Annotated in this window: 13 protein-coding genes; 8 read left to right on the plus strand and 5 right to left on the minus strand. The window is 70.5% G+C overall.

Annotation, left to right across the window (positions count from 1 at the left end):
- Window positions 1-39: 39 nt before the first annotated feature.
- Window positions 40-729: an ATP synthase subunit B family protein gene (locus QOZ89_RS37425; RefSeq protein ID WP_071050170.1), complete on the plus strand. Its 690-nt coding sequence runs from the start codon at window positions 40-42 to the stop codon at window positions 727-729.
- Between the two features lie 152 nt (window positions 730-881).
- Here QOZ89_RS37425 and QOZ89_RS37430 read toward each other — a convergent pair whose 3' ends face one another.
- Both QOZ89_RS37430 and QOZ89_RS37435 read right to left on the minus strand, forming a co-directional pair.
- Complete coding sequence (locus tag QOZ89_RS37430) at window positions 882-1,202, minus strand: Rv1322 family protein (RefSeq protein WP_071050169.1); 321 nt, start codon at window positions 1,200-1,202, stop codon at window positions 882-884.
- A 45-nt stretch (window positions 1,203-1,247) separates the two neighbouring features.
- On the minus strand, window positions 1,248-1,793 hold the full coding sequence (locus QOZ89_RS37435) for a YkvA family protein (protein WP_071050168.1): 546 nt from the start codon (window positions 1,791-1,793) through the stop codon (window positions 1,248-1,250).
- 508 nt (window positions 1,794-2,301) lie between these two features.
- On the opposite strand from QOZ89_RS37435, the gene QOZ89_RS37440 reads away from it, so the two are divergent.
- The gene (locus tag QOZ89_RS37440) at window positions 2,302-4,074 is read left to right on the plus strand and encodes a 3-hydroxyacyl-CoA dehydrogenase family protein (RefSeq protein WP_071050167.1); all 1,773 of its coding nucleotides are present in this window, start codon (window positions 2,302-2,304) and stop codon (window positions 4,072-4,074) included.
- Window positions 4,075-4,714: 640 nt separating this feature from the next.
- On the opposite strand, the gene nucS is transcribed toward QOZ89_RS37440, so the two are convergent.
- Complete coding sequence (gene nucS, locus QOZ89_RS37445) at window positions 4,715-5,377, minus strand: endonuclease NucS (RefSeq protein ID WP_071050166.1); 663 nt, start codon at window positions 5,375-5,377, stop codon at window positions 4,715-4,717.
- Window positions 5,378-5,862: 485 nt separating this feature from the next.
- On the minus strand, window positions 5,863-6,387 hold the full coding sequence (locus tag QOZ89_RS37450) for an HD domain-containing protein (protein ID WP_071050141.1): 525 nt from the start codon (window positions 6,385-6,387) through the stop codon (window positions 5,863-5,865).
- A gap of 411 nt (window positions 6,388-6,798) precedes the next feature.
- Here QOZ89_RS37450 and murA point away from each other — a divergent pair, with 411 nt between their 5' ends.
- The 4 genes from murA to QOZ89_RS37470 all read left to right on the plus strand — a co-directional run bounded on the left by murA (window position 6,799) and on the right by QOZ89_RS37470 (window position 13,507).
- Window positions 6,799-8,073: a UDP-N-acetylglucosamine 1-carboxyvinyltransferase gene (gene murA, locus QOZ89_RS37455; RefSeq protein WP_071050137.1), complete on the plus strand. Its 1,275-nt coding sequence runs from the start codon at window positions 6,799-6,801 to the stop codon at window positions 8,071-8,073.
- Between the two features lie 496 nt (window positions 8,074-8,569).
- Window positions 8,570-9,316, plus strand: coding sequence for a hypothetical protein (locus QOZ89_RS37460; RefSeq protein ID WP_157910541.1), 747 nt, complete (start codon window positions 8,570-8,572; stop codon window positions 9,314-9,316).
- A 303-nt stretch (window positions 9,317-9,619) separates the two neighbouring features.
- Complete coding sequence (locus QOZ89_RS37465; RefSeq protein WP_312628699.1) at window positions 9,620-11,653, plus strand: protein meaA; 2,034 nt, start codon at window positions 9,620-9,622, stop codon at window positions 11,651-11,653.
- Between the two features lie 96 nt (window positions 11,654-11,749).
- Window positions 11,750-13,507, plus strand: coding sequence for an ATP-binding protein (locus QOZ89_RS37470; protein ID WP_312628701.1), 1,758 nt, complete (start codon window positions 11,750-11,752; stop codon window positions 13,505-13,507).
- 252 nt (window positions 13,508-13,759) lie between these two features.
- Here the strand turns inward: QOZ89_RS37470 and QOZ89_RS37475 are convergent, their stop codons facing one another.
- A complete protein-coding gene (locus tag QOZ89_RS37475) occupies window positions 13,760-15,052 on the minus strand; it encodes an ABC transporter substrate-binding protein (RefSeq protein ID WP_312628703.1) in 1,293 nt (430 codons plus the stop codon).
- 181 nt (window positions 15,053-15,233) lie between these two features.
- On the opposite strand from QOZ89_RS37475, the gene QOZ89_RS37480 reads away from it, so the two are divergent.
- On the plus strand, window positions 15,234-15,524 hold the full coding sequence (locus QOZ89_RS37480; protein ID WP_131804071.1) for a hypothetical protein: 291 nt from the start codon (window positions 15,234-15,236) through the stop codon (window positions 15,522-15,524).
- Between the two features lie 53 nt (window positions 15,525-15,577).
- On the plus strand, window positions 15,578-16,150 hold the full coding sequence (locus tag QOZ89_RS37485; protein WP_071050134.1) for a cob(I)yrinic acid a,c-diamide adenosyltransferase: 573 nt from the start codon (window positions 15,578-15,580) through the stop codon (window positions 16,148-16,150).
- Window positions 16,151-16,291 lie beyond the last annotated feature (141 nt).

A 16,291-nucleotide genomic window follows, 5' to 3' on the forward strand; every position in this document is an offset into this window, starting at 1 on the left:
TGTGACTAGCCACGCCACCGTCTGGAATGCAGGTCTCGTATGACCGAGCACTCCGATCTCATCCCGATGGCCGGCGAGGGCGAGGGCTCCCCCGGCTTCGACCTGGTTCGCCGCGGCTACGACCCGCACCAGGTCAACTCCCACGTCGCCTGGCTGATGGAGCAGCTTCGGGAGGCAGAGGCCCACCGGGCTGCCGCCGAAGCGGCCGCGTCCGAGGCCGCCGCCGAAGCAGCGCGCATCCGCGACGACCTGGCCTCGGGCCGGCCCGCCTGGGACGACTTCGGGGGTCGTATCACCCAGATCCTCATGCTCGCTGAGGAAGAGGCCGCCACCGTACGGTCCGAGCGGACCAGGGACGCCGAGTCTCAGCTCGATGAGGCCCGGCGGATCGTCTCCGACGCCGAGCACACCCGCGACCGCACCCTGCGCGAGGCGGATGAGCAGGCGGCCGGGATCGTGTCGACCGCGCGCGGCGAGGCCGAACACATCATCGAGACCTCCCGCAGCAAGGCGCACAAGCTCGAGGGCGAGTCGCAGCAGCGGCTGAGCGAGCTGGAGCGCCAGCGCGACCAGGTCACCTCGCAGCTGGGCGCGCTGCGCGACCAGGTCACCTCGCAGCTGTCCGCGCTGCGCAACCAGCTGGCCGCCGCCACCGCCGCGATCGAGCTCCCCGGCGTGGACGAGGCCAAGGCGGTCGGCTCCACGCCCAAGGCCGGCTCCCGCATCTGACCGTCGGGACCTGACCGCCGAGACCAGGCCCTCGGGCCCACCCGGCGTGCCTGGCCCGGGCGGAGCCATCCGCGGCCAGGAGTACTGGCCGACCCGCGCGGCACCGATCGGCGCCTGATACCGGACACCGGCCCGCGCCATGCACGGGTCGGTCAGTACGGCGCTCGGTAGGGCCTGGCGCCAGCGCGGCGCCGGTTCCAGCACGGCGTGTGCCAGTGACGACGGTGCTCCATCCGACCGCTCGGCCAGGCCACCACGTGCGGGACGCCCGGCGGGATCTCATGGTCGCAGCCCGGGCATCGGTATGCCTTCGTGCTGGCCGCCCCGGTCACCGGGCGGACCGCCCAGTCCTCGCCGTCGACCACCACGGCGTCGACCAGCCAGGAGGGCCGCCGCTTGTTGTCGTCCGCGCTGTCGCCTGTCTGCCCGGAACGCGGAGCACGGCGCTCGGGCCGCGTGCGTCGCGGGCTCACTGCCGCCACCTGGTCATCGGGCGCCCGGCCGTCCAGTGCCCGCGCCTACTTGCGGAGACGATCGCCGCTGGCGCCCTTGCCCGGCGCCGGGCCGCCCGGCGCGGCCTCGTCCACGCGACCGATCACCTCGCCGTCGACGACACGGTCGGAACCGCCGCCGAACTTCCCCCAGCTACCGACGCCGCCCACGCGACCGAACGCGGCGGTGGCGATCGTGGTCGCGACCTTCGCCCGGCGCAGCACTCCGGCGGGGCTGGCAAGCGCGGATGACGCCCCGATGAGCGCGTGGAAGGCCCGGTCGCTTCCCCGCCAGTGCTCGCGCAGGATCGGCTCCCCTGCCCCGACGACCAGCCGGCGGAACGCGAACGCGACCACCGCGACGTCGTCGAGCTGCCCGATGAGGGGAACCATGTTAGTGATCTTGTTCTTGGGTGACACGAGGTAGGCGAGCGCGGCCCCCGCCTCGAGCTTGGCCTGCTGCGGCACGCGCGGATCGACTACCACTCCGCGAAGCATGAACACCAGGTCCGGCAGGAACGTCGCGACCTCTCGGCCGAAGGTGCGCAACGCGTCCTTGTCCAGCGAGACCATCGGCCGACCTTCCTCCCCGTCCAGCTTGCCGTGCCGTCGCGCGCGAGCCCCGGCCACCGTGACGCAACGGCGAGAGCAAGCCACCGACACACGGCCGGGCCGGTACCGGCCCGGCGCCATCTGGCAACCCATCCTAGAACGGGCGTACGACGACACAGCCGCCCGACGAGCACCCGCTCCCGCCAGTCCCCGGCCGGACGGCGCGCGGCGGGGGCAACGCCCCGCGCGTCCAGAGTGCCTCCTCACCAATGGCCGGTCGGCGCAGGAGTCGGGCGCCCGGTTGGCGCGCGACCGGACTCCGTGGGGACACTCCCGTCGACCGCGCGGCCGCGACGACGAACGAGCCCGCACCGAGACGCGTGCGGTGAGCGACGGAAGGCGGTCCATAGAAGGCACTCTGCTTCGCGATCACAAGCTTGTCCGTCACCAATCTGGGAGGATCCGGTCAGCGGCAGACTCTTCTGGCGCGGGCCTGGGACGCGGACGCAACTCGACACAGGGGGCTGGCATGGGTCTCGAGCTGACGACGGTCGCGGTGGTCGGCCTCGGCACGATGGGCGCCGGCATCGCCGAGGTGCTCGCCAGGGCCGGCATCGAGGTGATCGGCGTCGAGAAGGACGACGCCGGGCTCCGGCGCGGGCTCGGTCACCTGGCGCACTCGACCGACCGGGCGGTGCGCGACGGGAAGTTGACCGGGCAGGAGCGCGACGTGCTGCTCGGCCGGATCCGGACGGGCACCGACCTGAGCGCCGTCGCCCCGGCGCGGCTGGTCATCGAGGCGATCGACGAGGATCTCGACGAGAAGAAGGCCCTGTTCGCGCGGCTGGACGAGCTCTGCTCCGCCGAGGCCATCTTCGCCACCAACACCAGCTCGCTGTCGGTCACCGAGCTCGCGGCCGCGACCGGCCGGCCGGGCCGGGTGGTGGGCACGCACTGGTTCAACCCCGCCCCGGTGATGGGCCTCGTCGAGATCATCAGCACGGTCGTCACCGACCCGGTGGTACTGACCGACGTCACCACCCTCGTCGAGCGGGTCGGCAAGAGCGCGGTGACCGCCGGCGACCGGGCCGGGTTCATCGTCGACGCGCTGCTGTTCGGCTACCTCAACAACGCGGTACGGATGCTGGAGGCCCGCTACGCCAGCCGCGAGGACGTCGACGCGGCGATGCGCTTCGGCTGCGGCCACCCGATGGGCCCGCTGGCGCTGCTCGACCTCATCGGCCTGGACACCGCCTACGCGATCCTCGACTCGATCTACCACACGTCACGCGACCACCTGCACGCACCGGCGCCGCTGCTCAAGCAGCTGATCACGGCGGGGATGCTGGGCCGCAAGACCGGCCGCGGCTTCTACACCTACGCCGCGCCGGACTCACCCGAGGTCGTCGACCCGGCGCCGCCAACCACCGTCGCCGGCGCGGACGCCCGCGCGGTGCGCACCGTCGGCGTCGTCGGCACCGGGACGATGGCGGCCGGGATCGTCGAGGTGCTCGCCCGGTCCGGCTACGACGTCATCGTCCGGGCGCGCGGCGAGGAGAAGGTGGCGGCGGTGCGCAAGCGGGTCGAGTCGTCGCTGGAGAAGTCCGTCGCCAAGGGCCGGATGTCCTCGGACCACCGGGATGTCACGCTCTCCCGGCTACAGGGCACCACCGACCTCGCCGACCTCACCGAGGCCGACCTGATCATCGAGGCGGTCGTCGAGGACCTCGACGTCAAACGGGAGTTGTTCACGCAGCTGGACAAGGTCGCGAAGCCAGGGGCGGTGCTCGCCACGACCACCTCGTCGCTGCCCGTCGTCGAGTGCGCGGCGGTGACCTCCCGGCCGGCCGACGTCATCGGCATGCACTGGTTCAACCCGGCGCCGGCGATGAAGCTGGTCGAGGTGGTGCCGACGGTGCTCACCGCGCCCGACGTCGTCGCGACCGTGCTCGCCGTCGCCAGAGCCGCGCGCAAGCACCCGGTGACCTGCGCCGACCGCGCCGGTTTCATCGTCAACGCGCTTTTGTTCCCATACCTCAACGACGCGGTGCGGATGCTGGAGGCGCACTACGCGACGGTCGAGGACATCGACACCGCGATGAAGGTCGGCTGCGGGCATCCGATGGGCCCGTTCGAGCTGGCCGACGTCGTCGGGCTGGACGTGACGCTGGCGATCCAGCGCACCCTCTACCTGGAGTTCCGCGAGCCGGGCTACGCGCCCGCGCCGCTGCTCGAGCACCTCGTGCGGGCCGGCTACCTGGGCCGCAAGACCGGTAGAGGTTTCCACAACCACAACGGTTGATTTTTGGTGCGCTCCGTCCGGGCGGCGCGCTCCGGGACCAGTTCAGGTGCGACAGACGCCGGACAAGAGCGAGGGTCGGGCTGGAAGGTTGTCTCTGGTTCGCTCCGTCCGGGCGGCGCGCTCCGGCCCCGTACTCGCTTCGCTCCCACGGGACCTCCGCGCGCCGTCCTCCTCCGCTCACGGGCGCTACGGCGACCTCGCTGCGGCCCAACCCACGTCGCTTCGCTCGTGGGCCGGGCCTCCGCGAGGCGCGCCTCCGCACCCGCACGGTCACCCGCCGCTGAACGTCACCCATCCACAGCAGGCCCATCCGTAGGCCACGTCGCATCGCTCGTGGAGACGCGAAGACCGCACGAGCGAAGCGAATTACCCAGACGAGCGCTGTGGCTTCGGGTTGGCGACGTACAGCGGCACGCAACCGAGCTGGCGCGGAGGCGCGCCTCGCGGAGGCTTCCCTACGAGCGAAGCGAAGTAGGGAGGCCGCAGCGAGGTCGCCGCAGCGCACGTTCGCGCAGGAGGACACGGCCCGGAGGTAGCCCGCGAGCCGCCAGGCGAGCGGGCTGCCGGAGGGCCGTGCCCGGACGGAGCGAACCAATGTCACAGCGCCGTGCCCGCACGGAGCGAACCAGAAATACAGCGGTCAGAACAGGGTCGGGATGGAGGGTTCCAGGCCGCGTAGGGCGTCGTAGTTCACGGTGACGGTGGCCAGGCCGCGGTCGGTGGCCAGCAGGCGGGCCTGGGGCGTGATCGACTGGGCAACCAGGATGCCGTGGACCGGGTGCGGCAACCCAGGGTCCTCGACCATCCTGGCGACGTAGCGGGTCAGCTGCTCCACCCCGTCGATCTCGCCGCGGCGCTTGATCTCGACGGCCACGCTCGCGCCGTCGCCGGCCCGGCAGAGCAGGTCAACCGGCCCGATCCCGGTCTCGTACTCGCGGCGCACCAGCGTGAGGTCCTCGCGGATCGCATCCGGCCGGTCGGCCAGCAGCACCTGCAGGTGTGCCTCGACGCCGTCCTTCCGCAGGCCCGGGTCCACGCCGAGCTCATGGGTGGAGTCGTGCATCACCTCTTCGATGGTGATCAACAGAGACTCGTCGGCCTTGTTGGTGATGCGCCAGAGTCCCTCCCCCTCGGTGAGGACGCATGGCGGGCTCATCCAGTTGAGGGGCTTGTATGCACGGCCATCGGCGTGAATCGATACGGACCCGTCGGCTTTGACCAGTAGCAGCCGCACCGCGCTGGGCAGGTGGGCGTTGAGCCGACCGACGTAGTCCACGCTGCACCGAGCGATCACGAGGCGCATTGGGCCACGTTATCGCGAAGTCCCCCGCCTGCCCGGCTTGGGTGATGGCAAGGCCACGTCACCGGCTGGAACCAGCCAAGCCCCGCCGAGACAGCCGGAGCAGCCGGAGCGCTCCAGAACGTGCAAGCGCCCGACGGCGGGCGCCGACATCCCATGGGCTCGGATGTCCAGCCAGAGCTGGTGACGGCGCATTGGCGCAATACCAACCCAGCCACCTCGTCAGCCCGGTCCCAGCTCCACCACCGCCATCTGCCAGGGCCCGGAACCACGCGCGGAGGGCGCCCAGCGCCCGACACCGTCGGATGTCCAGCCAGAGCTGGTGACGGCGCATTGGCGCAATACCAACCCAGCCACCTCGTCAGCCCGGTCCCAGCTCCACCACCGCCATCTGCCAGGGCCCGGAACCACGTGGGGAGGGCGCCCAGCGCCCGACACGGGGCGAGCGCATCCAGCGCCTCGCCCCGACGGCCAGAGGGCGTCCGTCGCTACTCGGCGGGCCGAGGCTCGCCGTCCACTGAGGCGGCGGGCTCCTCGTCGACTGAGGACACCGAGGCGGCCGCGGCCACCACCAGGTCGTCGAGCAGCGCCTTACGCCCGGCGTAGCGGGTGGCGAGCTGGTCGGCCTGCTCTGCCGGCAGGCGACCCAATCGGACCGGGTCGCTGTTGTCCGCCATGTCGGCACGCTTCACCACGACCGCGAGCGGGTTCGCCGCGACCCTGGCCAGGTATGCCTTGGTGGCCTCGCCCGGGCGCTTCGTCAGGGCGTCCACGGCGGCGACGACCCGCGGCGGATATCCGAGGGTCTCGAGCTCCTCGAGCGTCACAGGCGTGTCCTCGACGACGTCGTGCAACAGCGCCGCGAACTGTGCGTGTACCGGATCCACCCCGGCGGCCGAAGCGGTGCGTTCCACCGTGGCCTGGACCCGCAGCGGATGACCGATGTACTCCTCGCCGGCTTTGTCCAGCTGCCCGGTGTGCATCTCGGTCGCGAACGCGGCGGTCTCCTCCATCGTCGGTGTAGCGGGCGAATCCACGTTGATGTCCTTCTGGTCGGTCAGGCGAGACCTACCGCCCCGCCTGACGGTCTCGTCGACGTCCGGACTCCGGATGCTCTGCCCATCGAAGGTCGGAGGAGCAGCGCCGGATTCGGGACACTCCATGCGCTCCATGTTCTCCAAGGTAGCCATGACGGCGACTCGTCCGCCGGCCCAGCCAGCCGCCTCCAGATCGCGTCCGCCTGGTCAGCCCGGGCTCATGGACCCTTATCCTGTGACCCACAGGCACGCATGAGGGCCTCGCGGGCAGGGAAGGTGCGGGGAATGCCGGAGGCGACGCGGGATGAACCCCTATCGGGTGATGGACAGCCGATGCTCTCCCGTAGGGCAGGAAGACCATGCGGACAGGCCCTAGCATCGCCTTCCGTGGAGCGCTTCGTCGTAACTGGTGGATCAAGGCTTGCTGGCCAGGTCCTTGTTCCTGGGGCGAAGAACTCCGTCCTGAAGCTGATGGCCGCGAGCCTGCTCGCGCCTGGCACGACGACGCTGTCGGCGGTGCCGGACATCCTCGACGTCGGCGTCATGGCCGACGTGCTGACCGCGCTCGGGGCGACGGTCCGCCGGGACCTGGCCGCCGGGTCGATGGCCATCGACACCCCAGCGATGCCGGGAGCGGCGGCCGACCCCGCGCTGGTGCGCCGGATCCGCGCCTCGGTCGCCATCCTCGGCCCGCTGGTCGGCCGACGCGGTGAGGCACGGGTGGCGCTGCCCGGTGGGGACGCGATCGGTTCCCGGGCGCTCGACATGCATGTCAACGGGCTGCGCCGCCTCGGCGCGGTGGTGGACATCGAGGACGGCGCCCTCGTCGCCCGCTCGTCCGGCCGGCTGCAGGGCGCGGCGATCTGGCTGGACTTCCCGAGCGTGGGCGCCACGGAGAACCTGCTGATGGCTGGCGCCGTCGCCAAGGGAACGACTGTCATCGACAACGCCGCCCGCGAGCCGGAGATCGCCGACCTTTGCGAGTTCCTCACCGAGATGGGCGCGCGTATCGAGGGGATCGGCGGGTCGACGCTGGTCATCGAAGGCGTGGACGAGCTGCACCCGGTGGCGCACGAGACCGTCCCAGATCGGATCGTCGCCGGAACCTATGCCATCGGCGCGGTGATGACCCGCGGGGACGTAATGATCCGCAACGGGCGCGCCGAGCACCTCGGGATCGTGCTGGAGAAGCTGACGGCCGCCGGGGCGAGCGTCGAGACCAGCGCCGACGGATTCCGGGTAAGCATCCAGGACCAGCCGCGCTCGATCGACGTCGTCACGCTGCCCTACCCCGGCTTCCCGACGGACCTGCTTCCCCAGATCATCGCGCTGGAAGCGGTCAGTCAGGGCATCTCTCTGATCACCGAGAACGTCTTCGACAGCCGGTTCGTGTTCTGCCGGGAGCTGCTGCGCCTGGGCGCCCAGCTACGCACCGACGGCCACCACGTGGTCGTCCGCCCGGCCTCCAGGCTGGTCGGCGCGCCCGTCGTCGCCTCCGACGTGCGGGCCGGGGCGGGCCTGGTGCTCGCGGGGCTGGTCGCCGAGGGCATGACCGAGGTGCATGAGGTTCACCACATCGACCGTGGCTACGCCGGCTTCGTGGAGAACCTGCGGGCCCTCGGCGCGGACATCCTCCGTGATCAGGTCACCGCGGCGGCCTGAGGCCGTCCCGCGGCCGGACGCTTCGCGCCCGCCGCCGGGCGCGGCCTGTCGGGCGCTGAGCGCCCTCCCCACGTGGTTCCGGGCCCTGGCATATGACGGTGGTCGGACCTGTCCCAGGCTGACGAGGTCGCCGGGTTGGCGCTGCGCTGAGGCGCCGTCGCCATCTGTGGTTGGGTAGCGCGCGTTGCTTGTCGGAACATCTCGTGCCCGGGCGCGGGGTGACGCCGAAACTCATGGATTCGGGTCTGCCCCGGCTGGCGGGCGAACGGCATACTGCTGTACTCGACACGTAGCTTGGCTACGTATGGGAGCAGCCGTCCGGTGGGCGTTGACTGTCCCTGGCGCCCGCGGACCTCGACTGCCCCCGAGGGGAGTTTGACCGCGGCTCCGGAGTGCCGCCCACCCCTGAGGCGCCGGTAGGCCGGTGCCTGTGCGATCCTGCCTTTCGATTGCACAGGCCTGAGGCCTACGTCCCCGGGGCACTACGGGGGAAGGTGTGGAGGCTGAACGGAGGCATGTGCTGGAGATGGACGTACCGATGCCGGCGGGCTCTGGTGAGCGGGGCCGCACAGCAGGCGCGCCCTTGGTGACCTGGGTCGAGCAACGGCGCCCATTCGTAATCGCCGGTGCCTTCGTCCTGGCGGTCGTGCTCGGCATCGTCATCGGCCTGGCCACCGCCTCGTCCTCCCCCTCGGACGACCCGGGAGGCAACGTCGACGTCACCGCTCCCGAACGCCGTCCTCCACTGCCGGCGATCTCCTGGGATGGCAGTCGCGAGCCCGGGAAAGGCATGAACCTGCAGCTTGGCCAGGACTTGTCCCCCATCGTGCGGACGGCTTTGACCTGGGCAGCCGCCGATTACGCACTCGCCAAGGCCGGGAAGCCGACGTGGTCGAAGGTCTACCTCGATGCGGGCTCTCCGACCCCAGGCACCGCGAACGCGCAGACGGCCACCAGCCGCGCGACGCTGACGGACCAGTCCATCACCATCCCGCAAGGTCTGCTCTACGGTGCGGTCCAGGGCGCTGATGCCGCCCATGACCAGTTCTGGGCCGTCGGCAACGCCGACACCACTGGTTCCACCATCCCGACCGACGTCCCGGTGGACAACCTGTACGTCTGGGAGCGGATCGGCAGCGGCCCGTGGACGGTGGTGGCGAGCGGCGCGAACGCCTGCGCCAAGATCTCTCCGGGCATGACCGCGATCTGGGGTACCCACCCCGCGCCCTGCGGCGCCTCCTGACGCGCCCCCGACACGCACCCACCGAGGCCCCGCCCGCGTCGCCAGCCAGATCCGGTTGCCTGCCGCTGCCCGCGATCTGAGCGCCTGGCACGCCGCTGCATCGCGGCTCGCCAGGCGCGCGGCGCGCGGCTCGCGGGCAACACGATGGCGATTTCCGATCTCGCCGCCCGCCGGGTATGTGTGACAGTTCGCATGGCGGGCGCGCGGCAGGGTGACGCCGGTACGCTTTCGCTGTTGGCCACGATCTGGGAGGTGGCGCTTCGCCGCCGCGCGGCCTCCCCAACGGCGAGGGGATGGCTGGCGATGGTTGACCAGGCCGGTCAGGGCACGGACAGCTCGGTTGGCCGCCCGGAGCGGGATCGGCCGTGGATCGTCCGGACATACGCGGGCCATTCCAGCCCGGCGGAAAGCAACGCGCTCTACCGACGGAACCTCGCCAAGGGCCAGACAGGGCTGTCGGTCGCCTTTGACCTGCCGACGCAGACCGGCTACGACCCTGACCACCCGCTCGCCCGCGGCGAGGTCGGCAAGGTCGGCGTGCCCGTCGCGCACGTGGGCGACATGCGAGCGCTGTTCGAGGGCATCCCGCTCGACCGGATGAACACCTCGATGACGATCAACGCCACCGCCATGTGGCTGCTGGCCCTCTACCAGGTCGTCGCGGAGGAGCAGGGCGCCGACCCGGCCGCGCTCGGCGGCACCACCCAGAACGACATCATCAAGGAGTACCTGTCCCGCGGGACCTACGTCTTCCCGCCGGGGCCGTCGCTTCGGCTGATCACCGACCTCATCGCCTACACGGTGACCGAGATCCCGAAGTGGAACCCGATCAACGTCTGCAGCTACCACCTGCAGGAGGCCGGTGCCACGCCGGTGCAGGAGCTGGCCTACTCGATCTGCACGGTGATCGCGGTACTGGACGCGGTGGTCGCCTCGGGCCAGGTGCCACAGGAGCGGATGGGCGACGTCTGCGCCCGGATTTCCTTCTTCGTCAACGCCGGGGTGCGTTTCGTCGAGGAGATGTGCAAGATGCGCGCCTTCGGGGCGCTCTGGGATGACCTGCTGCGTACTCGCTACGGCGTCGAGAACCCCAAGCACCGCCGGTTCCGCTACGGCGTGCAGGTCAACTCGCTGGGCCTGACCGAGGCGCAGCCGGAGAACAACGTCATCCGGATCGTTCTCGAGGCACTCGGCGTCACGCTGTCGAAGGACGCGCGCTGCCGGGCTTTGCAGCTCCCGGCCTGGAACGAGGCGCTCGGCCTGCCCCGGCCCTGGGACCAGCAGTGGTCGCTGCGCATCCAGCAGATCCTGGCCTACGAGACGGACCTGCTGGAGTACGAGGACATCTTCGAGGGCTCTGTCGTGATCGAGAAGCGAGTCGCCGAGCTGGTCGAGGCGGCACGGGCCGAGATCGACCGCGTGCAGGCGATGGGCGGCGCGGTCGCCGCCGTCGAGTCCGGCTACATGAAGTCCCAGCTCGTCTCGTCGCAGGCGGCCCGACGCGGCCGGATCGAGAGCGGCGAGGACGTCGTCGTCGGCGTCAACCGGTTCACCGAGACCGAGCCGAACCCGTTGCTCGCCGACCTGGACGCCGCCATCCAGACCGTCGACCCGGCGGTCGAGGCGGCGGCGAAGGAGGCACTGGCCTCCTGGCGGGCGAAGCGCGACCCGGCCGCTGTCGACGAGGCACTGCTCACGCTGCGCGAGGCGGCCAAGTCCGACACCAACATGGTCCCGGCGACACTTGCCTGCGCCCGCGCCGGTGTCACCACCGGCGAGTGGTCCGAGGTGCTGCGCGAGGTCTTCGGCGAGTACCGCGCGCCCACCGGGGTGTCCGGCGTGGCGGTCGGCGCGTCGGCCAGCACAGCCGCCGGCGACGAGCTCGCCGCCGTCCGGGAGCGGGTCGCCTCGACCGGCCGGGAGCTGGGCCGCCGGGTCAAGGTCCTCATCGGCAAGCCCGGCCTGGACGGGCACTCCAACGGCGCCGAACAGATAGCGGTGCGCGCCCGCGACGCCGGTTTCGAGGTCGTCTACCAGGGTATCCGCCTCACGCCCGAGCAGATCGTCGCCGCCGCCGTCCAGGAGGACGTCCACCTCGTCGGCCTGTCGATCCTGTCCGGCTCCCACCTCGAGCTGGTGCCCCAGGTCCTCGACGGCCTGCGCGCCGCCGGCCTCGGCGACCTCCCGGTCGTCGTCGGCGGCATCATCCCCGACCGCGACGCCGAGACCCTGCGCTCGGCCGGCGTCGCCGCCGTCTACACCCCCAAGGACTACGGCATGACCGCGATCATGTCCGGCTTCGTCGACATCATCCGCGCCGCGAACGGCCTGGCCTGACACCCACGCGCGCAACGACCACTCACGCTCGCCCCGCCTGCCAATCGGCGCAGTTTTATATCACCCTGTCTTGACAGGGTGATATAAAACTAGTCCATGGCAGCCAGCCGCCAGAGCCTCACTCGCGAGATCGACCGAGCGCTCCAGGAGGTGCTCGGCGGGCGCAGGGCGTCCGAGCTGGAGTCGCTGACTCTGGACTTCAAGGAGCTCAAGCGCCCCGCGGCCAATGACCGCGACCCGCTCAAGGCCGCGGCCACAGACCTGGCCGAAGCTGTCGCCTGCCTGTCGAACAGCCGAGGTGGCACGGTCATCGTCGGCATTTCGGACGCCAGCTCCGGACAGGCAGCCGTAGTCGGCGTTCCGGACAATCTCGATGCCGACGAACTGCGGCGACGGATCTGGCAGCTGACCTCACCGCCACTCGTTGTCGATCTCGAGGACCGGCAGGTCAGCGGCCATCGCATCCTGTTGCTAGCTGTAGAACCCGGGTTCGACCTTGTCCGCGTGGGCGGCAAACTGCGGGAACGAATCGGCACCTCCTGTGAGCCGCTGACAGCCGCGCGAGAAGCCGCCATGCGGGAGGACCGACGGGGCTACGACTGGTCCGCCGAGCGAACGCACCTGCGTGTGGAGGACGCCTCCGCCCGTGCCGAAGAGGAGGCGCGGCGCCTTCTCGTCGAGGCAGGTGACGCGCAGAGCCGCCGACGGGCCGAGTTGAGCACCGCGGATCTGCTTCGTGAATGCGGGGTGCTGCTGGACGACGGGCACCTGACACGAGCGGGCGCATTGCTGTTCTGCGCAGCCACGGGGTTGGCCGCCGAACCGTCCCTGCACTACCTGCGGCGGCGTACGCCGGCCGGTTCCCTCGCTCGTCCGCCGTCTGTCCACGACACTCCGTTGATCGTCGCGGTCGTCGACGTACTGCGTGGCATCGACGCGATCAACGAAACTACGTCCGTGACGCTGCCGACTGGTGTCCAACAGCAGTTGGAGACGATCCCCGGTCCGGCCGTTCGGGAAGCGGTCGTGAACGCGGTCGCGCACCGCGACTACCGTCACCCGGAACCGATCGTGCTCGAGCACAGCCCGAGCCGCCTCGTCGTCACCTCGCCGGGTGACCTGGTGTTCGGGGTGACCGAGGAAAACATCCTCACGCACGTGTCGAAGCCGAGGAACCGCTGCCTGATCGACGCGCTACGGGTCCTTCGCCTCGCGGAGCGAGCCGGTACCGGAGTCGACGTCATGGTCCGCGCGATGGTGCGCGCCGGCCACACCCCTCCGGTGTTTCACAGCGGCGGAGGCAGCGTCCGGGTCGTGCTCGACGGCGGCGCGCCGGCCGCCCGACTCTCCGTCATGATCGCCAGCCTGCCGTCCGAGATCCAGGACGACACAGACGCCATCCTGGTCATCCACTACCTACGCTCCCACCCGACCGTCGATGCCCCGACGATCGCTCCGGTCCTGCAGAAGAGCGTCGAGGAGGCCAGCGAGGCGCTCCGGCGGCTGTCCGACGACGCCTACGACCTCCTCGAGCCAGCACGCGAGACCCGCCGTTACCGGCTACCGACCTACCGGTTCCGCGAACGGGTCCGCGCCGAGCTCGGCACCCTGCTCCCGTACCACCGCAACTCCTCGGACGAATCCGAACGACGAATAGTCGCCCACCTGCATGAGTACGGGACCATCTCCAACCAGACCGTCCAGAACCTCCTGCTCGTGGGCAGCCAACGCGCCAGCGTCATCCTGCGCTCCCTCGCGGAGCGAGGCGTCATCGAGCGAACCGCCGACTCCCCAACCCGCGGCCCAAGCGTCCGCTACCAACCCGGTCCAGCCTTTCCCACCAAGAAGCGCTGACGGCCGCCCGGCCCCTGTCCGCCGGCATCAGGCTGGACCGCCGCGACGGTGTTCCAGCTCGGCCCGAACCTCGCCAACGGCGATGTCCTCCCGAGCTACCCCCGGTATCACGTGATGCTCGCGCGCGTCCGCACCCTGTGTGGCGACTTCCACACCATCGAAAGGACGCACAGAGCCGTCCCTGGACAGTCCGGTTCGTCCGCCACACCGTGGTGTGGCGGACGAACCCTACACGGTTTGCCGAGCTACCGGTCAGGGGTGCCGGGGGAGGTTGGCCATCAGCTCCGGGGTGATGACGTCTCCGCAGGTGGCCGTGGAACTGCTCGGCTGGAACTTCGACCCGTCCGGGCTGATCTTGATGGTGTAGTAGCAGGTGGAGGTCTGGCGGAAGTTCGCCGACAGGTCGTTCCTGGCGTCGGGGGTCAGGCCGGCGCCGTCGTAGTCCTTGACGGCGCGTAGGTCGGAGATGAAGGACTCCCGGGTGGGGCATTTTCCGGCGGCTTGCAGGCCGCGGATGAACAGGTCGGCGGAGATCCAGCCGTCCACCGCGATGTCCTGGGTCGGCGGTTGAATCTCCGGGGCGTAGTTGTTCATCGCCTGCTCGAACTTCTGCTGCGCCGGAGTGTTGAGCTCGAAGGGCTGGGTGGTGGTGGAGATGGACACGCCGGCGAGTGCGCGGCCGTACTGGGCGAGGATGCCGTTGTCGTAACCCAGCGGCATCAGCGCGACTTTGAGGCTGCCACCCAGGGCCACGCCGATCCTGGCGAGTTCCGGCAGCAGCTTGGCGGCATCGGCCGGTATCAGCACGCCCGCGAGGGCGTCGATGTTGTTTGCCTTGATCTGCTGGGCGACGGTCTGGTAGTTCGTGATCTCGCTGGTGTAGATCGTCTTGACGACCGTAACGTTGCTTGCCTTCAGGCTCGCCATGACCTGCTGCGTGTAGTCCCCGCCCGTGGCGCTCCCGTCGATCGCGAAGAGGGCCGCGCGGGTGCCGCCCTGGTCGTGGACGTACTTGCCCAAGGTCGTGCTGGAGCCCTTCCCGAGGTAGAACCACGAGAACACGTTGTTCATCCCCAGCCAGACCGGCTCGCTGGCGATACCGACGACCGGGACGTTGCGCTCCTCCAGGAGCTTGGCCGAGTCCGCGCCGGCGCCGCCGGGCGCGCGGATGAGTCCGAAGATCTTCTCCTGGTCGAGGAGCTCCTGGGTCACGGACAGGCTGAGCGCCGTGTCGCCTCCGTTGTCCCGCCAGGCGTAGGTGACCTTGCGGCCGTAGACGCCGCCGTCCTCCTCGTTGGCGACGTGGAAGCGGGCGTCCACGCCGGCCCGGAAGGCACGCATGGTGTCGGCTCCTGGGCCGGTGTCGCTCCAGACCATGCCGGCCTTGACCTCGGTGGGCGTGATGCCGGGCGCCGTCGCCGAGCACGCCCCGCCCGCCCCGCTCGCGCCTCCGCTGCCGCAGGCGACCAGGGAGGCGGCCAGGCCGCCGGCACCAATCGTGAGCGCGACCGCTCTCAGTAATCGCTCGCTGGCTAGCAATAACACTTGTGACCCCTTCGGTGTCATGGCGGCGGTGCGCGCCCGAATGGGCAAGCGTCCACCGTGCGGGAGAGAGTCGCACGTCAACACGGCCGCGGTCTCGCGCTGGGGATGGTGAATCCGGCACCTTGGTGCGTCGACTCTGGCGTGGCCGGCGCTTCCCACGACGGCCGCGAACATCGCCTCCGTGCAGTCAGCCCGTGCCGCCGCCGGCCTGATGACACTCATCGAACAACTGGCCGCCCTGGGCGCCGTCCACGGGTTGGCTGGGAACGAGTTCCTCACCGCGGCCATCGCGATCGTCCGGCTGACGGACGGTCACGCCGACACCAACGACCTGCTGGAATGGATCATCACGGGAAGCGCCGCCGGCCTGCTCCAAACGCTCAGATCCGCCGAGTCCGCCGACCCGGACTGCACCCGGTTCCCACGCTTCGGCGCGCACGACGACGCGACTCTCGTCTGGGCTCAGGTGTGATCTCGGGTGATCGAGTTAGGCGCCCGTACGCGCCTCGACCATAGGGTCACTCCATGGCTGTCCATCTGACGCGCATTTACACGAGGACTGGTGACGACGGGACGACCGCGTTGGGGGATATGTCGCGGACGGTGAAGACGGATCCGCGCCTGGGGGCGTACGCGGATACCGACGAGACGAACGCGGCGATCGGCGTGGCGCTGGCACTCGGGGGGGTGTCGGACGAGGTGCGCGAGGTGCTCCAGCAGATCCAGAACGACCTGTTCGACGTCGGCGCCGATCTGTCGACACCGGTCGTGCCGGGCCCCAAGTACCCACCGCTTCGGGTGACACAGGCGTACGTCGACCGGCTGGAGGCTGCCTGCGACCGGTTCAACGAGGATCTGCCGAACCTCGACTCGTTCATCCTGCCGGGCGGCACAGCGGGGGCCGCGCTGCTGCACGTGGCCCGGACGGTCTCGCGGCGCGCGGAGCGCAGCGTCTGGACGCTCCTCGCGGTCGACGGGGAGCGGACGAACCCGCTGACGGCCCGTTACCTCAACCGCCTCTCCGACCTGCTGTTCATCCTGAGCCGCGTCGCCAACCCCGGCGGCGACGTCAAGTGGCGCCCAGGCGGCAACGCCTGACCGGAGCTGTGAGCGGATCGCGCCACACAGCGCACGCTCTCGTTGACAAGTCGGGGAACAACAGCGGCGGGGGGGGGGGGGGGGGGGGGGGGGCCCCCCCCCGCGGGGGGGCGGGTGGGCCCGGCACGGCGCCCCCCCGGC

This window comes from Pseudofrankia coriaricola (genome assembly GCF_032027725.1).
GTDB lineage: Bacteria > Actinomycetota > Actinomycetes > Frankiales > Frankiaceae > Pseudofrankia.